Source organism: Streptomyces sp. NPDC059037 (genome assembly GCF_042740015.1).
Taxonomy (GTDB): Bacteria; Actinomycetota; Actinomycetes; order Streptomycetales; family Streptomycetaceae; genus Streptomyces.
Window position 1 is genome coordinate 37,862 of sequence record NZ_JBHYIG010000010.1, and the last position, 19,112, is coordinate 56,973.

The window sequence follows — 19,112 nt, forward strand, 5'->3', positions numbered from 1 at the left end:
TCGTGGCTGGTCGCGCAGTTCCCCGCGCCCCTTCGGGCGCTACTCGCAGAACTCGGCAGCCAGGAGCGTTCGTTCCAGTGTCGGGTCCGCTATTCCGTCCGTGTTGACCCGGAAGGTCAGGACGCGGTCGCCGTCCCGGGTGGCGGCGGTGCGGACGTAGCTGCCGGCGATGTGGCCGTTGTGGCCCCAGACCGTGGTGCCGCAGGGCAGCTTCTGCGGGTAGAGGCCCATGCCGTAGCGGCCTTGTGCGGCGCGGGTGTTGAGCATCTGGTGGAGCTGGGTCGCGGGGAGCAGCCGGCCGCCCAGCAGGGCGGCGTAGAAGCGGTCCAGGTCGGCGAGGGTGGAGATCAGTTCGCCCGCGGCGCCCGCGACGCGCGGGTTGAGGGCGGTGACGTCCTCGCCCTCGCTCGTGTACGCCCGGCCGTGCGGGGAGGGGAGAGTGGTGCGGGCGCCGGGGAACGAGGTGCCGGACAGGCCGAGCGGGGTGATGATGCGGTGCGTGGCCTCGGTGGCGTACGCGTTGCCGGTGACCTGCTTGATCACCATGCCGAGCACCACGTAGTTGGTGTTGGAGTAGGACCAGCGGCCGGGTGTGGTCGCCGGCAGGGCCAGGGCGGTGCGGACCGCCTCCAGGGGAGTGACGGGGATGAGGCCTTTGGTTCCGGCGGTGTAGTCGGCGAGACCGCTCGTATGGGTCAGCAGTGCGCGCAGGGTGAGGGTGCGGCCGTCGAGGTCGGTGGCGTCCGTGTCGTTCTCGCCGCGGATGAGGCCCGGCAGGTGACGCTCGACGGAGTCGGACAGCGACAGGCGTCGTTCGGCGGCGAGTTGGAGTACGACCGTCGCGATGAACGTCTTGGTGATGCTGCCCGCGCGGAAGTGGTCGGTGCGGCGGATGCCGGGAGTGGAGCCGGTGGCTGAAGCCGTGACTCCGGGTGTGTCGGTGGTGCCGGTGCCAGTACCGGTTTCAGCGCTCGTATCGGTGCTGTTGCTGTTGCTGTTGCTGTTGCTGTTGCTGTCCGTGCGGGCGATGAGGGCCTTGTAGGTCTGCGTGAAGTGCCAGCGTGGGCGCTGGTCCGGTTGTTGGGCCGCCTGGGGTTCGGGCTGCCCCGGCGACGCCGGGGGCCACGGGTCCTCGCGGGTCAACAGAGCCGCGGCCGGGGCCTTGCCTCGGGTTACAAGGAGCGGAAGAGTGACGTCCGTCGCGGGTGCCGCGGCGAGCGGCGAACTGGCGGTCGGCAGGCCGAAAAGGGCCAACGCGAGGGGTATGACCAGCAGTGTCCGCGATTTGGGCATGACCGTGCCTCCTTGTGCGAGCCCATCATGGGGGACGGTGGACCCTGGGCGTAGAGCGGTCCCCGAGTGAGGGACAATGAAGGCTCTGTCAGGGCGGGTTGCGCGGGTAGCAGCGGTAGCAGCAGAGGGGACGCATGTCGGACGCGGAGAAGACGGGCCAGTCCCGTCAGGACAAGAGCGAACGTCTCCTCTCCGGGCGCTACCGGCTGGGGGAAGTGCTCGGCCGCGGCGGAATGGGAACCGTCTGGCGCGCCAAGGACGAGACACTCGGCCGTACGGTCGCGGTGAAGGAGCTGCGCTTCCCGTCGAGCATCGACGAGGACGAGAAGCGCCGCCTGATCACGCGTACGTTGCGTGAGGCGAAGGCGATCGCGCGGATCCGCAACACCAGCGCGGTGACCGTCTACGACGTGGTCGACGAGGACGACCGCCCGTGGATCGTGATGGAGCTGGTCGAGGGCAAGTCGCTCGCCGAGGCCATTCGCGAGGACGGTCTGTTGACGCCGCGGCGCGCCGCCGAGGTCGGCCTCGCCGTGCTCGACGTGCTGCGCTCCGCGCACCGCGAGGGCATCCTGCACCGTGACGTGAAGCCGTCCAACGTACTGATCGCAGAGGACGGCCGGGTCGTCCTCACGGACTTCGGCATCGCGCAGGTCGAGGGCGACCCGTCGATCACGTCCACCGGCATGCTCGTCGGCGCCCCCTCGTACATATCGCCGGAACGGGCGCGCGGGCACAAGCCCGGTCCCGCGGCCGACCTGTGGTCGCTCGGCGGGCTGTTGTACGCGTCGGTGGAGGGCGTGCCCCCGTACGACAAGGGGTCGGCCATCGCGACCCTCACGGCGGTGATGACGGAGGACGTCGAACAGCCGACGAACGCGGGCCCCTTGGAGAAGGTCATCTACGGCCTGCTCGCCAAGGACCCCGAGCTGCGGCTCGACGACGCGGCGGCGCGGGCGCTCCTGCTTGACGTCATTCACGCGCCCGAGGCCAAGGACGAGCCGGAGCCGGTCGAGGCGACGAAGGTGGTGCCGCTGCCGCCCGCTCCTCCGGAGAAGCGGGCGAAGGCCGCGCGGTCGCCGCGGGTGGGGATGGCGAAGCGGTTCGGCAAGGGTGGTTCCGGACGTGGGGCCGGGGCGGCTGGTGCGGGGGCCGCGGGTGCGGCTGCGGCGTCGGCCGCGGTCGGTGCGCCGGGTGCGAAGAGCACCGACGCGCCGTCGGACGCGGCCGCTGCGGCGAGTGCCACCGACACGGCGGCGGCCGGCAAGTCGGGCGATGCGTCCACGGCTTCGGATGCCGCGGACTCCGGTGCGGGCGTGGGCACCTCTGGGGTCGGCTCCGCAGGCAGGAGCAAGAAGTCCGAGGAAGCGGCCGAGCGGCTGCGCGGTGCGCTCAAGTCGGTGCGGAAGGCGGCGGCTTCGGCCCCCGCGACGGCGACCACGCGGGGTGCGGAGACGAACGCCGGTACGGCGGCCGGGAATCCGGAGGGTGCACCGCCGGTTCCCGCGGCACCGCCGCGCGGGCCTGCCAAGACCTCGGCCTCGCTCACCGATGTGGTGCCCCGGCGCACGCTCGTGATCATCTCGGTGGTCGTCGTGCTCGCGGTGCTCGGAACCGTGCTTGCCCTGGCGCTCGGCGGCGGGGACGACGGCGGTGCGCGGGACAGCAAGGGCAGCGACAAGGCCGCGTCCAGCGGGGCGACCGCGGGCGGCGGCGAGAAGGACCCGGAGAAGGACGGCGGCGCCGAGAAGGAGAAGGACGAGGGCAAGGAGGGCTCGGGAGCGGGCACCGACCCGGGGTCCGACCCGGGCGCCGACGCCGGTGAGGGCCACGACCCGAGTGAGGGCGACGACGGCGGCAAGGAGCCGGACGACGGCGCCGATTCGACGTACAAGCACTCCCAGGGATTCTCGATCGGGCTGCCGAAGGGCTGGAAGTACCAGTCCACGGCGATCGCGGGCGCCCGCTTCAGCGGGCCCGACGGGCAGAAGCTCCTGATCGGCTGGACGACGACGCCCAAGGACGACCCGGTCGCCGACTGGAAGAACCAGGAGTCGGGCATGGTCCGGTCCCAGTACAAGCGGATCCGGATAGAGAAGGTCGGCTTCCGCGGCTGGAACACGGCCGACTGGGAGTTCACGTACGTCGACGGCGGCACGAAGTACCGGTCGATAGACCGTGGGTTCGTCGTCAACGGCGGTCTGGGCTACGGGATGATGTACACCGCGAAGGCCGACGACTGGGACAGCGACCGGCGCAGGGACACGTGGCGGACCTTCACGCGGACGTTCGAGCCGAAGAAGTAGCCGAGCCGGAACGACGAAGTAGGCGAGCCGGAACGACGAAGTAGGCGAGCCGGAACGATGAAGTAGGCGAGCCGGCCGGGGCGGGAGGTGGCCCTCCCCGGCTCGCTGTTCTGTGAGATCTCGCATCCCCTCAATACGCTTCGGCTCCGGCACGTATCGTGAGTGCTTGCGGACCGTACGCAGCCGCAACAGGGCGTAAGACGAACGGAATTGACCACCGGGCGGACGGGGGAGGCGTCGTGGACGAATACGCGGGGCGGGTACTCGCCGACCGCTATCGCCTGCCGTTGCCTCCGGCGGATGAGTACGAACTCGCCGAGACCCGTGCCTTCGACACCTACAGCGGGCAGGAAGTCCTGGTCAGGCAGGTGCCGTTGCCCGAGGTCGTCGACGCGGAGGTGCTCGAGCTCGACGAGCGTGACTTTCCCGACGGGGAGTTGCCCGCGGGGTTCGTGAGCGCGGGGGCGGTGCGGCGGCCGTCGGCGCGTACGACGCGCAGGCCGTCGGATCCGGCGGTGCGGCGCGCGATCGAGGCCGCGCAGGCCGCCGCGCAGATTCCCGACCATCCGCGGCTCGACCAGGTCTTCGACGTGTTCGCCGAGGGCGGTTCGCTGTGGATAGTCAGCGAGCTGGTGGCGGCGAGGCCGCTGGCCGCGCTGCTTGCGGAGCGTCCGCTGAGTCCCTACCGCGCGGCGGAGGTCGCGTCGGACGTGGTGACGGCGCTGCGGGTGCTGCACGCGCACGGCTGGGTGCACCGCAACATCACGGCGCGCACGGTGCTGGTCTGCGACGACGGCCGGGTGGTCCTGACGGGCCTGGCGGCGGGCGCGGCGGAAGAGGCACTGTGCGGCTACGACCCGCGCCCCGAGGAGATCCTCGGGGGCTTCGAGGCCGACGGCTCTGCCGCTGCCGCTGCCACTGAAGAGACGGACGATGAGGGTGGGTACGCGGAGATAGAGCCCGGCGGCGGGGGCGCCGACGCCGACGAGTCTCCCGAGGAGCCGGCCGCCGAGCCCGAGCCTCAGCTCGATGTGCGGGCGGCGCGGGCCGGTGCGATAGCCGCGTATCGCGCCGGGACACGGGCCGCGGCGCGGCTGAGCGAGGGCGAGGTGCCGGGGCCGCGGGGCGGCGGCGCTTCGGACGAGGCGGGGCGGCGCGACGGTTTCGAGGCGTACGACGATGAAGGCTCGGACGGATACGGCGCGGACGGATACGGCGCGCGCGGGTACGGCGGTGGCGACAGCGGCGGCGGCGAAGCCGATGTGGCCGGGCGGATCCTGGACCCGTACGGCGTCGCGGGCACGAAGCCGTGGCATGGGGCGGTGCCCAGGGGCGGCGGCGAGGTGTCCCGTCGCGAGGGACAGGGGGTTGCTCCGCAGCGTGGCGGCCCCGGTGGTCCGGCGCCGGGGCCGGACGGGATTCCGGGCCAGGCGTCGGGTTATGGGGCTTCCGGTTCTGGGGCGGGTCGCGGTGTTCCTGGGGCTGAGTCGGGTCGTGGTGGCTCCGGTTCCGGGGCGGGTTATGGGGCTTCCGGTTCCGGGTCGGGTCGCGGTGGTCCTGGATCTACGCCGGGCCGCGGTGAGTTGAGTCGTGGTGGTCCCGGTTCCGCGTCGGGCCGCGGTGAGTTGAGCCACGGAGCTCCCAGCCCCGCGTCGAGCCGAGGCGAACTGGGCCACGGCGATCCCGGGTTCACTCCGTCCCGCGGTGAGCTGGGCCGTGGCGGTCCGGGTTCCGCCGCGTCCCGCGGTGAGCTGGGCCGTGGCGGTCCGGGTTCCGCCGCGTCCCGCGGTGAGCTGGGCCGCGGCGGTCCCGGTTCCGCCCCGTCCCGCGGTGAGCTGGGCCACGGCGGTCCCGGTGCCACCCCGTCCCGCGGTGAGCTGGGCCATGGCGGCCCGGGTTCCGCCCCGCCCCGCGGCGAGCTGCGCCACGGTGCTCGAGGTCGGGTGTCCGCCTCCGGTGGCGCCGCCTCCGGAAGTCCGAGCGCCGGTCCTTCGAACCCCGGCAGCGCGACCCCCGGCCCCCGCAGCGCCCGCACCCCCGACTCCGCCCCCAACCCCGGCAATTCCGGGCACACCTACTGGGACGCTCTCGTCGCCGAGCGCAGTGGGGTCCGGCGGGGGCCCGCCACCGCCTTGGCCGCCGAGCGGGCGCGGCATGCGCGGATGACCGTGGTGGGGGCCGTCACCGAGCGGTGGGCGCCCGAGCAGGCCGGGCCCGTGCACGAGAACTGGCAGCTTGCCGCGCCCATCGGGCCCGCCACGGACCTGTGGGCGCTTGGCGCGTTGCTGTTCCGTGCCGTGCAGGGCCATGCGCCGTACCCGGAAGAGAGCACGTTCGAGCTCGTCCAGCTGGTCTGCGCCGAGCCGCCCGCCTTCGCCGAGGAGTGCGGTCCGCTCCGGCCCGTGGTCGAGTCGCTGCTGCGGCAGGACCCGACCGAGCGGCTCGACTTCGAGGAACTGAGCGGCTGGCTGCGGTCGTTGGTCCGCTCGGCGCCCGAGCCGGAGGCCGGTGCGAACGTCGTGCCCGCGCCGCCGTTCGACGCCCGACGGCTGCCCATCCTGCGTCGCCGTGGCGAGGTCGTGCGCCGCCGCCGCGCCGCCGCTCAGGCCGCCGCCGTGTCGCGGCAGAACGGGCGGCGCAAGCACAAGGCCGGGTCCAAGGCCGGGTCCAAGGCCGGGTCCAAGGTCAAGGGCAGGGCCAACCCTCAGCGGGGGCGCGAGAGCAGGGCCGCGATGCCGGCCGCCGCTCCGCCGCCCAGACGCGCCACCGCGCCGCGCCAACCACGCAGCAGCGCGGGACAGCGGCCGCGCTCCCTGGGGCGCGTACTGCTCCTGCTCATCCTCGTCGGCCTCGTCGCGGCAGTCGCGTACGCGATGGTCTTCATGCCGAAGTCGGGGGAGACGGAAGGCGGTGACAGCGGGCGGGCCGGTTCCGCGGGGGACGTCGGGAGCAGTCAGGCGCCGACGCCTGACAGCAGTTCCAGTGCGCGCCCGGGCCAGGACGGGAAGCCGGGCAACTCCGGTGAGCCGAGCGACAAGCCGGAGAAGAGCCCGAGTTCGGAGCAGCCGCAGACCAGCGGGCCCGAGGTGCCGCAGGGCTTCACGCTCCGCAAGGACGCCGAGGGCTTCCGGGTGGCCGTCGCCAGCGGCTGGGACCGGCAGCCCAAGAACGGGCGCGGGCAGGTCCTTTACACGCACGGCGACTTCCAGCTGATCGTCGTGCCGGGGCGGGACGGCACGGACGAGTACGGCAGCGATCCCATGAAGTACCAGCGGGAGCACGAGCGGGAGCTGCAGCCGTTCCGGGACTCGACGTGGGCCACGTCCAGCGGGATGCGCACCGTGGACGTGGGCGGGCGGACCATGGCCGAGGGGCAGTTCACCTGGCAGGACGCGGAGGGACGCGAGATCTTCGTACGCAATCTCGCGATGCCCGTCGGCGGGAAGTACCACGTCGTGCAGCTGCGGGGCCCCGAGGCCGAGCGGGACGAGGTGACGCGGCTCTTCGAGCAGGCGTCGGCGACGTATCAGGTCGCCGACTGACCGTCCAGGCGCGGAAGTTGACCGTCCGTGACCAGTACTTTCGGGCGTCCGGCCGACGCGCAAGGCGGCGCGCCCACAGTGCGTGAAGCGTCACAGTGCGATCTCCGTGCACCCCCGAAGGTTCCCTGTACGCTGCCCCCTCCCTAATCTGGGCCCTGTCAAGAACAATGATGGGGAAACGTGAATCAGATGCAGGGCCTGCTCCTCGCGGGCCGCTACCGGCTCGGTGAGTCCATCGGGCACGGTGGCATGGGGCGGGTGTGGCGCGCGCGGGACGAGGTCCTGCACCGGGCCGTCGCCGTCAAGGAGCTGACGGCCGCGCAGTGGGTGCAGGAGGCCGACCGCGCGGTGCTCTTCGCGCGCACGCACGCGGAGGCGAGGGCCGCCGCCCGCATCAACCACCCCGCCGTCGTCACCGTCCACGACGTCCTCGAGTACGACGACCGGCCCTGGATCGTGATGGAGCTGGTCGACGGCTGTTCGCTGGCGGACGCCGTGAAGGACCAGGGCCGCGTCGACCCGGTCGAGGCCGCCCGCATCGGCCTGTGGACCCTGAAGGCGCTGCGTGCCGCGCACGCCGCCGGGGTCCTGCACCGTGACGTCAAGCCCGGCAACGTACTGCTGGCGGACGACGGCCGCATCCTGCTCACCGACTTCGGGATCGCCGCGATCGAGGGCGACACGACGATCACGCGGACCGGTGAGGTCGTCGGCTCCGTCGACTATCTGGCGCCGGAGCGGGTCAGTGGCGCCAACCCCGGGCCCGCGTCCGACCTGTGGGCGCTCGGCGCCACGCTCTACACGGCGGTCGAGGGCAACTCCCCCTTCCGGCGCACGTCGCCCCTCGGCACCATGCAGGCCGTGGTCGGCGAGGAGCCCGCACCGCCCCGGAACGCGGGGGCGCTCGCGCCCGTCATCGGCGCGCTGCTGAGCAAGGACCCGGAGGACCGGCCCACCGCCGAGGAGGCCGAGCTGATGCTCGCCGAGGCGGCGGAGGGGCGGCGGCCGAGCGGGGCGCAGGCGTACGTTCCGACGCAGGTGCACGTGACCGGGCAGCAGCCCGTGCCGCAGTCTGTGCCGCAGGCCGCACACTCGGCGGAGCCGGGGACGGCCGTCCAAGGGGCGACGGGAGCAGCGGCCCATGGCCATGGCTCCGGCACGTTCGTCCACGACGGTCACTCCCACCACCCCCCGAAGCGCCGCAAGTGGCCCGTGATCGTCTCTTTGGTCGCGGCCGCCGCACTGCTCGGTGGCGGCGGGGCCGCCGCGTATCTGTACCTCGGGGGCGGCAAGCACGAGGCCAGTACGCAGGGGGCGGGGGACGGGGATCCCGGCAAGGCGGTCGGCGGCATCCCCGCCGACTGGCCGCGGGTCAAGGACCCCGAGGGCTTCAGCCTCAGGCTGCCCAAGAACTGGGTGCGCGAGATGGACGGCAACCAGATCGACTACACGCCGGACCACGGACGCCATTTCGTACGCATCAGCATCGACCGCAAGACGACGTGGGAGAGCCCCTACCTGCACCAGCTCGACCTGGAGAAGAACATGAAGGTCAAGCTGCCCGCCTACAAGAGGCTGCAGCTGGACTCGAACACCTTCCGCGACCGGGCCGGGGCCCTCTGGGAGTTCAGCTGGACGGCGGGTGCGAACGACACGACGGCGGGAAAGCGCCGCGCCATCTCGCAGTCGTATCTCAGCCGGGACGGCATCGAGTACGTGATCTACATGTCCTCCCCCGCCGAGGACTGGGACACCGCGCGGCAGCAGTTCGACGCGATCCTCCGGAGCTTTGGTGAGAAGCCGGTCAGCTAGGCACGCACGAGGCGGGCGGTACGAGCGGCCGGAACCAGTCCGCCGCCCGGGCCCACAGGGTCCGGGCCCGCACAGGTGGGGCATGATGGCCGCATGGGGAGCGTGGGGGACAACGCCCGGGTCATAGCTGGCCGTTACCGCCTCGAGGCGCGGCTCGGCCGGGGCGGCATGGGCGTGGTCTGGCGGGCCACCGACCAGTTCCTCGGGCGGCGGGTCGCCGTCAAGGAAGTCGAGCTCGACGACACGCTCTCCGATGCCGAGTCGCTGCTGCAGCGGGAACGCACCCTGCGCGAGGCGCGGGCGGCCGCGCAGCTCAGACATCCGCACATCATCGTCGTACACGACGTGGTGGTGCAGGACGAACACCCCTACATCGTCATGGAGTTGATCGAGGGCGGTTCGCTGGCGGGGCGGATCGCGCGGCAAGGACCGATGGACGCGCGGACGGTCGCCCGGATGGGCATCGATCTGCTCGGCGCGCTGCGCGTCGCGCACGCCGCGGGGGTCCTGCACCGCGACATCAAGCCCGCGAACGTACTCCTGGAGGAGGCGACCGGCCGCGTCGTCCTCACCGACTTCGGGATCGCGCAGGTCAGCGGGGCGACGACGCTCACCGAGACCGGGTCTTTCGTGGGCTCGCCCGAATACACCGCGCCCGAGCGGATGTCGGGCGAGAGCACCGGGCCCGCGTCCGACCTCTGGTCGCTGGGAGCGCTCCTCGTCGCCGCGCTGACCGGGGAGTCGCCCTTCCGCAGGGACTCGATCGGCGGTGTCCTGCACGCCGTCGTCTTCGACGAGATACGCCCGCCGCCCGCCGCCGCACCGCTGCTGCCCGTCGTGCTCGGCCTTCTGGAGCGTGATCAGCGGCGGCGGTTCGACGTGGCGGAGGCGGAGCGGCTGCTTCGGCTGTACGTCGAGACGGGGCGGATGCCCTCGACGGCGGCGGGCCGGGCGGGCGGTCAGCCGTCGGCGCTGCCGGACGGCTACACGCCCACCCAGCGCGACCTGCCGGTCCGTCCGGCGGCGGGTCCTGCCGCGCCCTTCCGGGGGCGGCGCCGCGTGCTCCTCATCGCCGCCGCGCTGGTGGCCGCGGTGGCCGGGGCCGGGGTGTCGGCCGCCGCGCTCCTGATGGGCGGGGGCGGCGACGGTGGCGGTGGTACGCCGACGAGTTCGGCGCCGCGTACGCCGCAGACCACGGGGACGGCGACGGGCAGCCCTTCGCCCACCCCGACGGTGACGGTCACCCGCGGCGACACCGCGACGCCGTCCACGCCCGCGGCCCCCGACGGCTACCGCATCGCGAAGGACCGCAGGGGCTTCACGCTCGCCGTGCCGGAAGGTTTCGCCCGCGAGGTCGACGGGCCCCGCACCTTCTACAAGTCCCCCGGCGGCACCTTCCGCATCGGCATCAAGGAGTCCGCCCCCGACCCCGGCGGCCCGCTGGCCGTGCAGCGCCGCTCGGACGCCAAGGGCCCCGAGAACAACCCTGGTTACCGCGACGCCGAGATCACCCAGACCACGCACAACGGCCGCCCCGCCGCCCTGTGGGAGTTCACCTGGGACGGCTTCAGCGCGGCGGAGGGCGCCCGGCACACGTACGACCTGTGCTGGGAGGAGGGCGGCCGGATGTACGACGTGTGGGTCTCGGCGCCGGTCGGCAAGGCCGAGGAGAGCAGGCGCTATTTCGACACGGCGGTGGACACGTTCATGAGCCGCTGACGCCCCGACGGGTTCCCGGTGGACTTCTGTACGAAGCATCACCACGGTCACAAGTCAGTGACCCGAGTGGAACCGGAGGCCCCCGGCAGGGTACTGATGTGGGCATGAGCAATGACGGGGGAGCCTCCTACGGCCCGTATGAACCCACCAGTTTCGGACTGCAGCCGCCGCAGTCCGGCGTTCCCGGACAAGGGGTACAAGGTGGGCAGTACGGTGGCCAGTACGGCGGGCAGCACGGTCCCGCCGCGCCGACGCCGCCTCCGTCGCCGTACGCCCAGCCCACCCAGGTGGTGCCGAACCAGCCCTCGGAGCCCGACCCGGGCGCGGGGCGCGTGATCGCGGGCCGCTACCGCCTGCTGTCCAAGCTCGGGCACGGCGGCATGGGCACGGTCTGGCGCGCGAAGGACGAGACGGTGGACCGCGAGGTCGCGGTCAAGGAACCGCGCATTCCCGACCACTTGCCGGAGCGGGAGCGCGCCAACGCATTCGAGCGGATGCGCCGCGAGGCGCGCGCCGCGGCCCGCCTCGACCACCCTGCCGTGGTCAACGTCCATGACGTGGCCGTGGAGGACGGCCAGCCGTGGATCGTCATGGAGCTGGTCCAGGGCCGCTCGCTGGGCGCCGCGCTCCAGGAGGGCACCCTGGGCGCGGGCGAGGCCGCCCGCGTCGGCCTGGAGGTGCTCAACGCCCTTGACGCCGCCCACCAGGCGGGCATCCTGCACCGCGACGTGAAGCCGGACAACGTGATGCTCGGCTCGCACGGCCGTGTCGTGCTCACCGACTTCGGCATCGCGCAGATCGAGGGCGAGACGAACCTGACGGACACCGGCGGCTTCGTCGGCTCTCCCGAATTCATCGCCCCGGAACGGGTGTTGGGCCAGCGCCCCGGCCCGGCCTCCGACCTCTGGTCGCTCGGCGTCGTCCTGTACGCGGCGACGGAGGGCGTCTCGCCGTTCCGCCGCAACAACACGCCGGCGACCCTGCAGTCGGTCCTGAACGCGACACCGGCGGCCCCCGCCTCGGCCACGGGCCCCCTGGCGGACGCGATCAACCGCCTCCTGACCAAGGAGCCGGCCCAGCGCCCTAACGCCGGGCAGATCCGCACGCTCCTGGAGGAGGCGGTGCGGCCTCCGCAGGTGGCGCCGACGCGGGTGGTGCAGGTCAGTGGTGATTCCGGTGGGGCCAAGGGCGTCACGATCGGGCGCAAGGGGCTCATCGGCATCGGTGCGGTGGTCGTCGCGGCGGTGGTCGCCGGTGTCCTGGTGGCCATGAACCCGTTCGCGGCGGATGCCGCGGACGACTGGAAGAAGCACGAGGAGAAGGCGCTGGGCGCGACGGTGGCGGCGCCCCCGGACTATGTGAAGTCCGTGCCGGACGGCATCGACAAGACGGAGCACTGGGTCAGTTACACCGACCCGAGCACCGCGATCTCGATCACCCTGTACCTGGAGAAGAAGTCCGAGGACAGCATCGGCGAGATCGCGGGGTCACCGGCCGCGCAGGCGTACAGCGACGCCGACAAGATCAAGAACGGCGACGAGAGCGGCATGGCGGAGCAGCCCGCTCCCCGTAGCAAGACGGAGAAGACCTCGTACGAGGGCAAGGAGTCCGCCGAGAACACGGTCACCTATGTCGACGACTCTGACTCGGAGACGATGAAGCCGCGCGAGGCCAAGGTCTTCTACTTCAAGGACAAGTCCGGCGACATGTACAAGCTCTGGATCGACTACCCGGGCAAGGGCGACTTCGTGGAGCGCGGTCGTGAGGTCGCCAAGGCCGCCATCGCGAACCTGAAGATCGCGAAGCCCTGACCCGGCATGGCCGATGACGGGGGACGTCTGATCGGCGGCCGCTACCGCCTCGCGGAACGCATCGGCTCCGGCGGCATGGGCACCGTATGGCGTGCCGTCGACGAGCTGGTCGGGCGGGACGTCGCGGTCAAGCAGCCCCGGCTGCCGGGGGATCCGCACGACGCGGCGCAGCGGCGCATGTACGCCCGGCTGCAGCGGGAGGCGCGGGCCGCCGCGCAGGTGGAGCATCCGGCGGCGGTGGCGATCCACGACGTGGTCGTGGAGGACGAACTGCCGTGGATCGTCATGGAGTTGATCCGCGGCGATTCGCTGCACGAGCTGCTCAAGCGGGGCGCGCTGCCGCCCGCCGAGTCCGCGCGGATCGGCCTCGCGGTGGTGGGCGCGCTGGCCGCCGCGCATGCCAGGGGCATCGTGCACCGTGACGTGAAGCCCGCGAACGTACTCATCGGGCCGCACGGCCGTGTCGTCCTCACCGACTTCGGGATCGCGCACATCCAGGGCGAGGAGTCGCTCACGGTCAGCGGCGAGTTCGTCGGCTCGCTCGAATTCATCGCGCCCGAGCGGATGTCGGGCAGCACGGCAGGCCCCGAGTCCGACCTGTGGTCCCTTGGCGTGCTGCTCTACGCGGCCGTGGAGGGCTGGTCCCCTTTCCGGCGTACGACGCTGGAGTCCACCCTGGCGGCCGTGCTCTCGGCGGAGGTGCCGCCGCCGGTCAGGGCGGGCGAACTGGGCCCGCTGATCGAGCGGTTGCTGTCGAGGAACCCCGCGCTGCGGCCCGCCGCGTCCGAGGTAGCGCTCGCCCTGGAGGCGGCGGCGGAGGGCCGGCCGCTGCCGGAGCCCTTCGACGGCGAGGTGGCCCAGGATCCTTCGGGGCTGCGGGAGTTGTCGGACGACGTGGGGACGGTGCGCCTCACCCCCGCTCCACGGCCCGCACCGGACGCGGGCGAGACCGCCTCGGCCGAGCCCGCCGCCAAGCCGCCCGCGCGCGCCAAGGGGCGCCTGATCGCCGCCGTGCTCCTGGGCGTCGTACTGGTCGGAGGTGGCGTCTGGCTCGGCACCTCGCTGGGCGACGGCGGTGATACGAAGGTGGAGGCGGACACAGGCAAGAAGGACGGCAGCGAGAAGCCGGACGACGACAAGAAGGAGAAGGGCGAGGCGAGCCCCTCGGGCGGCGGCGACTGGACCGTCCACAAGGAGCCCAAGGTCGACGCCGAGATCTCCGTCCCCGCCACGTACACCGAGATCATCCGCGACCCGGCCAACCCCATCGTCGAGTACTCCGAGCCCGACGGCGCGGTCTCGCTGCGCGTCACCAAGCCGGCAACCGCCGCCACCCCCGCCATGACCTGGGCGAACGCCGAGGCCAAGGAGTTCGAGGGCGCCCCCTACGAAGAAGTGAACACCGAGACCACCCCGACCAGCTTCCACGGCCAGGACGCGGCCCTGCTCGACGCCACGTACACGGAGAGCGCGGAGGAGGACCTGGTCGAGCCGGTCGTCACCCGCGAGTTGCACCTCCTGATCGTCACGGACGCCGGGGAGCACTACGACCTGATGGTGCGGATGCCCAAGGGCGTCAAGACGTACGAGAAGCAGGGCACCGACCTGTTCAAGGCGGCGCGCGAGCGGCTCGGCGTGGGGAGCCCGCTGGTCGGCGGCTCCCGAAATTGATGGGCTGACTTGATCAACTCTGCTTAAGCCCCTGATCAGGGGCTTTGCCGCCAGCGATCGCTGGCACTGTGTGTGTGCCCGGTGAAAGCTGATTACCGACGGGTACCCAAAACGTTGACCTGGGCCTACGCTCTGCCCCATGACGGACTCGCAGGCCACCGCAGCGCCCCTCGGAACGAACCCGACAGCCACCGCCCCCGAAGGCGCGCGCACCGCCGCCGACGTGGTGACGCCCGAGCTGATCGCGCAGCTCACCCGGGACGTCGTCGGTTCGGGGCGGACCGCCAACCACACGCCGTTCACCGGCGAGAAGCTGGCGGACCTGCCCGAGTCCACCCCCGAGGACGTGGCCACCGCCTTCGAGCGGGCCCGGGTCGCCCAGGTCGCCTGGGAGCGCACCCCGGTCCGGCAGCGCGCGGCCGTCCTGCTCCGCTTCCACGACCTGGTGCTGCAGCGCCAGGCCGAGGTCCTCGACCTCATCCAGCTGGAGACCGGCAAGGCCCGGCTGCACGCGCACGAGGAGCTGCAGGCCGTCGCCGTCGCCGCCCGGCACTACGGCCGCAAGGCCCCCGCGTATCTGAACCCCAAGCGGCACACCGGCGTCGTACCGACCCTCACGAAGGTCACCGAGAACCGGCAGCCGCGCGGCGTCGTCGGCCAGATCGCGCCCTGGAACTACCCCTTCGAGCTGTCCATCGGTGACGCGCTCCCGGCCCTGGTCGCGGGCAACGCGCTGGTGATGAAGCCCGACACGGAGACCTGCCTGACCGCCCTGTGGGCGCGTGACCTGATCATCGAGGCCGGGCTGCCCGCCGAGGTCTTCCAGGTCGTCATAGGCGAGGGACCGGTCGTCGGCCCCGAGATCGTCAAGCACGCCGACTACGTCTCGTTCACCGGCTCCACCCGCACCGGCCGCGAGGTCGCCCAGGGCGCGGCGGGCCGTCTCGTCGGCGTCTCGCTCGAACTCGGCGGCAAGAACGCCATGCTGGTCCTGCACGACGCCGACGTCGACAAGGCCGCGGCGGGCGCCGTGCGCGCCTGCTTCTCGTCCGCCGGTCAGCTGTGCATCTCCATCGAGCGGCTGTACGTCCACGAGTCGATCGCGGACGAGTTCGTGGAGCGCTTCGCCGCGCGGACGAAGGCGATGCGGCTCGGCAAGTCCCTCGCGTACGGCGCCGAGATGGGTTCGCTGGTCGGCGAGCGCCAGCTGGAGACCACCAAGCGGCATGTCGAGGAGGCGGTCGCCAAGGGCGCCACGCTCGTCGCCGGCGGTGTCGCCCGGCCCGACATCGGCCCCTTCTTCTTCGAGCCGACGATCCTGGACGGCGTCGAGTCCCCGATGGCGGTCTGCGCCGAGGAGACCTTCGGCCCGGTCGTTTCCATCTACCGCTTCACCGACGAGAACGAAGCGGTCGAGCTCGCCAACTCCACGTCGTACGGCCTCAATTCCTCGGTCTGGACGAAGGACGGCAGCCGCGGCCGCAAGATCGCCGCCCGTCTGCGCACCGGCACGGTGAACGTGAACGAGGGCTTCGCGCCCGCCTACGGCAGCGTGCAGTCCCCGATGGGCGGCATGAAGGACTCCGGTCTCGGCCGCCGCCACGGCTCCGAGGGCATCCTCAAGTACACCGAGGCGCAGACCGTCGCGCACCAGCGTCTGATCCCGCTCGCGCCGTCCTTCGGCATGGACGACGAGAAGTACGCGGCGTTCATGAGCCTGAGCCTGAAGGTCATGAAGTCGCTGCGGCTTCGCTAGTGCGTTAGTTCTCAACGAGGAGAGTCGATGTCACAGGAGAGCTCTGTCCAGAAACAGCCGGACAGCGAGGCGGGAGGGTACGACGAGGCGTCGTACGACTACGACGTCCTCGTCGTCGGCTCCGGCTTCGGCGGTTCCGTCTCCGCCCTGCGGCTGACGGAGAAGGGCTACCGCGTCGGCGTACTCGAAGCGGGCCGTCGCTTCACCCGCGATGCGCTCCCGAAGAACTCCTGGGACCTCAAGAACTACCTGTGGGCACCGGCGCTCGGCCTCTACGGAATCCAGCGCATCCATCTGCTGGGCAATGTGATGGTGCTGGCGGGGGCGGGCGTCGGCGGAGGTTCGCTCAACTACGCGAACACGCTCTACGTACCCCCCGCGCCGTTCTTCAACGACCCGCAGTGGAAGGACATCACGGACTGGCAGGACGAGCTCAGCCCTTACTACGAGCAGGCCAAGCGCATGCTCGGGGTGCGGCTCAACCCGACCACGACACCGTCCGACATCCACCTGAAGGCGACCGCCCAGGCCATGGGAGTGGGCGACAGCTTCCACATGGCGCCGGTCGGCGTCTTCTTCGGAGACGAGCAGGACGCCTCAGGATCTTCAACGGCCGAGCCGGGCCAGGAAGTTCCCGACCCCTACTTCGGCGGCGCGGGCCCCTCGCGCAAGGCCTGCACCGAGTGCGGCGAGTGCATGACCGGCTGCCGTCACGGCGCGAAGAACACCCTCAACGAGAATTACCTCTACCTGGCGGAGAAGGCCGGCGCCGTCATCCACCCGATGACGTCCGTCGTCACCGTCACCGAGGACTCGCGGGGCGGATTCGCCGTCGCCACCCTGCCCACCGACGCCAAGCGCAAGGGCAAGGGCCGGACGTTCACGGCCCGCAAGGTCGTCGTCGCCGCGGGCACCTACGGCACGCAGACGCTCCTGCACCGTATGAAGGACAACGGGCTGCTGCCGCACATCTCCCCGAAGCTCGGCGCGCTGACCCGCACCAACTCCGAGGCCCTGGTGGGCGCCCAGACCACCGACCGCCGCTACCGCAAGGCACACGGCGGCGCGAAGCCGGACTTCACCAAGGGCGTCGCGATCACCTCGTCGATCCACCCGAACGACTCCACGCACATCGAGCCGGTCCGCTACGGCAAGAAGTCCAACGCGATGGGCGGCATGACGATCCTCCAGGTCCCCTACAGCGCGAAGGCGCGCGTGGCGGGCTGGCTCGGGAACGTCGCCAAGCACCCCTGGCTGATGGTCCGTTCGCTCTCCAACCGGCGCTGGTCGGAGCGGACCATCATCGGCCTGGTCATGCAGTCCCTCGACAACTCCTTGATCACGTACCGCAAGGAGAAGGGCATCGGAAAGGGCCTGCTCACCGCCCGGCAGGGCCACGGCGCGCCCAATCCGAACCAGATCCGCGAGGCCACCGAGGCCGCGACGCTGCTCGCCAAGGAGATCAACGGCTTCGCGGGGTCGAACGTCGGCGAGCTGATGGGCACCCCGCTGACCGCGCACTTCCTGGGCGGCTGCCCGATCGGCGACTCCGCCGACACCGGAGTCATCGACCCCTACCACCGCCTCTACGGCCACCCGGGCATCTCGGTCGTCGACGGCGCCGCGGTCTCCGCGAACCTCGGCGTGAACCCGTCCCTGACGATCACCGCGCAGGCCGAGCGCGCGATGTCCTTCTGGCCCAACAAGGGCGGCGAGGACACCCGTCCCGCACAGGGCACGGCGTACGTACGTCTCGCGGCCGTCGAGCCGAGGACCCCCGCGGTGCCGGACGACGCGTTCGGCGCGCTGAAGCTGCCGTTCCTGGGGATGCCGGCGGTACCGGCGAAGAAGTAGCGCCCGCGCCCTGTTGAACGTACGTACGCGAAAGGACCTGCGCCCCCCTCCGAGCGCAGGTCCTTTCGCGTGCTCAGGTGCCGTCGCGAGACGGCGTACCGCGGTGCGGTGTACCGCTGTGCGGCGTACCGCGCTTACGCGGTGGCGTCGGCCTTCTTGCGGCGGACGATGAAGACGGCGCCCGCACCGGCGACGACGGCGACACCGCCGACGAGACCGATGGTCGGCAGCATCGAGCTGGAGCCGGTCTCGGCGAGGTTGCCGGTGGCCGGGATCTCGTTGGTGCCGCCCTGCGGCGCCTTGCCGCCCTGCGGCTTCTTGCCGTCCTGGCCCGGCTTCTCCTCGGCCTCACCCGGGTTCTCGTTGCTGCTGCCGGCCTTCAGGACCGTGAACTCGTAGAACGCGAAGGCGTTGTGCACGCAGTTCGCCTCGGAGTCCAGGTAGCCGCCGAGGCCGAGCGCGTAACCGTCGCCGGCCGGGGCCTTGGCGCTGATGTTGACGCGCAGCTTGATGTCGACCTTCTCCTTGGCGCCCAGCTCCGTGGCACCGAAGTAGAGACCGCCCGTGACCTCGTCCGCGATGGACTCCCAGGACTTGGAGTCCGGGTTGAAGTACTGGATCTGCGCGTAGTTGGCGAGCCAGTCCTGCTCGTCCTCGCTGTCCGACCAGTTGTCCACGGCGGCCAGCCACTGGACCTCGCCGAGGTCCTCGTCGCTCGGGTTCGACGCGGTCAGCTTGAACTGGTGCCAGCCGCTGCCGGCGACGATCTTGCCGGGCAGACCCGAGAGTCCGAGCTCCAGCTTGGAGTCGACGTCGACGCCCTCGTCGTCGACCGGGCAGTCCGTGGGGGCCTCGGTGGGCTCCTCGGTCGGCTTGGCCGTCTCGGTGGGCTTCTCGGTCGCGGTCGCCGTCTCGGAGGGCTTGGCCGTCTCCGTCGGGGCAGCCGTCTCGGTGGGCTCGGCCGTCTCGGACGGGGCCGCAGTCTCCGTGGGCTCGGCCGTCTCGGACGGGGATGCCGTCTCGGAGGGCTCGGCCGTCTCGGTGGCCGTCGCGCTCGGAGACGAAGTGGTGGTGTCCTCGGTCGCGAAGGCGGCAGGGGCCGACAGCAACGCGATCGGGGCAATGGCAGCGGTCGCGGCCGCGGCGGCCATGACACGGCGAAGCTTCATGAAGACCTCAGGAAGTCCGGCGTACTGCCTGGTGAGCAGTACGGAGGTGGAGGCCTCCGCGGTGGGGACGCGGGTGTGGCCGTTGTTACGCATGCATGACCTGCGTCCCCTGTGAATGGTTGTCCTGGAACTCACATAATTCTTATGTGGCTTGAATCACATGGCTTGTGCGGTTGTCG

General features: G+C 71.6%; 10 protein-coding genes. 8 read left to right on the forward strand and 2 right to left on the reverse strand.

Translation table 11 applies throughout. From position 1 onward, the window contains the following. Positions 1-39: 39 nt before the first annotated feature. Positions 40-1,293 (reverse strand): serine hydrolase domain-containing protein, encoded by a 1,254-nt coding sequence (locus ACFWY6_RS04065; RefSeq protein WP_384686124.1) that lies wholly within the window; start codon positions 1,291-1,293, stop codon positions 40-42. 134 nt (positions 1,294-1,427) lie between these two features. Between ACFWY6_RS04065 and ACFWY6_RS04070 the strand changes: the two genes are divergently transcribed. The 8 genes from ACFWY6_RS04070 to ACFWY6_RS04105 all read left to right on the forward strand — a co-directional run bounded on the left by ACFWY6_RS04070 (position 1,428) and on the right by ACFWY6_RS04105 (position 17,764). Continuing rightward, positions 1,428-3,599: a serine/threonine-protein kinase gene (locus tag ACFWY6_RS04070; RefSeq protein ID WP_384686126.1), complete on the forward strand. Its 2,172-nt coding sequence runs from the start codon at positions 1,428-1,430 to the stop codon at positions 3,597-3,599. 239 nt (positions 3,600-3,838) lie between these two features. After that, on the forward strand, positions 3,839-7,141 hold the full coding sequence (locus tag ACFWY6_RS04075; protein WP_384686128.1) for a protein kinase: 3,303 nt from the start codon (positions 3,839-3,841) through the stop codon (positions 7,139-7,141). A 189-nt stretch (positions 7,142-7,330) separates the two neighbouring features. Beyond that, positions 7,331-8,953 carry a serine/threonine-protein kinase gene (locus tag ACFWY6_RS04080; protein WP_384686174.1) on the forward strand — a complete coding sequence of 541 codons (1,623 nt, stop codon included), beginning with the start codon at positions 7,331-7,333 and terminating at the stop codon, positions 8,951-8,953. Between the two features lie 93 nt (positions 8,954-9,046). Beyond that, a complete protein-coding gene (locus ACFWY6_RS04085; protein ID WP_384686130.1) occupies positions 9,047-10,672 on the forward strand; it encodes a protein kinase in 1,626 nt (541 codons plus the stop codon). 104 nt (positions 10,673-10,776) lie between these two features. Next, positions 10,777-12,483, forward strand: coding sequence for a serine/threonine-protein kinase (locus ACFWY6_RS04090; protein WP_384686132.1), 1,707 nt, complete (start codon positions 10,777-10,779; stop codon positions 12,481-12,483). Between the two features lie 6 nt (positions 12,484-12,489). Next, the gene (locus ACFWY6_RS04095) at positions 12,490-14,154 is read left to right on the forward strand and encodes a serine/threonine-protein kinase (protein ID WP_384686134.1); all 1,665 of its coding nucleotides are present in this window, start codon (positions 12,490-12,492) and stop codon (positions 14,152-14,154) included. 139 nt (positions 14,155-14,293) lie between these two features. Then, complete coding sequence (locus ACFWY6_RS04100; protein ID WP_384686136.1) at positions 14,294-15,910, forward strand: succinic semialdehyde dehydrogenase; 1,617 nt, start codon at positions 14,294-14,296, stop codon at positions 15,908-15,910. Positions 15,911-15,937: 27 nt separating this feature from the next. Then, a complete protein-coding gene (locus tag ACFWY6_RS04105; RefSeq protein WP_384686138.1) occupies positions 15,938-17,764 on the forward strand; it encodes a GMC oxidoreductase in 1,827 nt (608 codons plus the stop codon). A 134-nt stretch (positions 17,765-17,898) separates the two neighbouring features. Here ACFWY6_RS04105 and ACFWY6_RS04110 read toward each other — a convergent pair whose 3' ends face one another. Further along, on the reverse strand, positions 17,899-19,026 hold the full coding sequence (locus tag ACFWY6_RS04110; RefSeq protein ID WP_384686140.1) for an LAETG motif-containing sortase-dependent surface protein: 1,128 nt from the start codon (positions 19,024-19,026) through the stop codon (positions 17,899-17,901). Between the last annotated feature and the right edge of the window lie 86 nt (positions 19,027-19,112).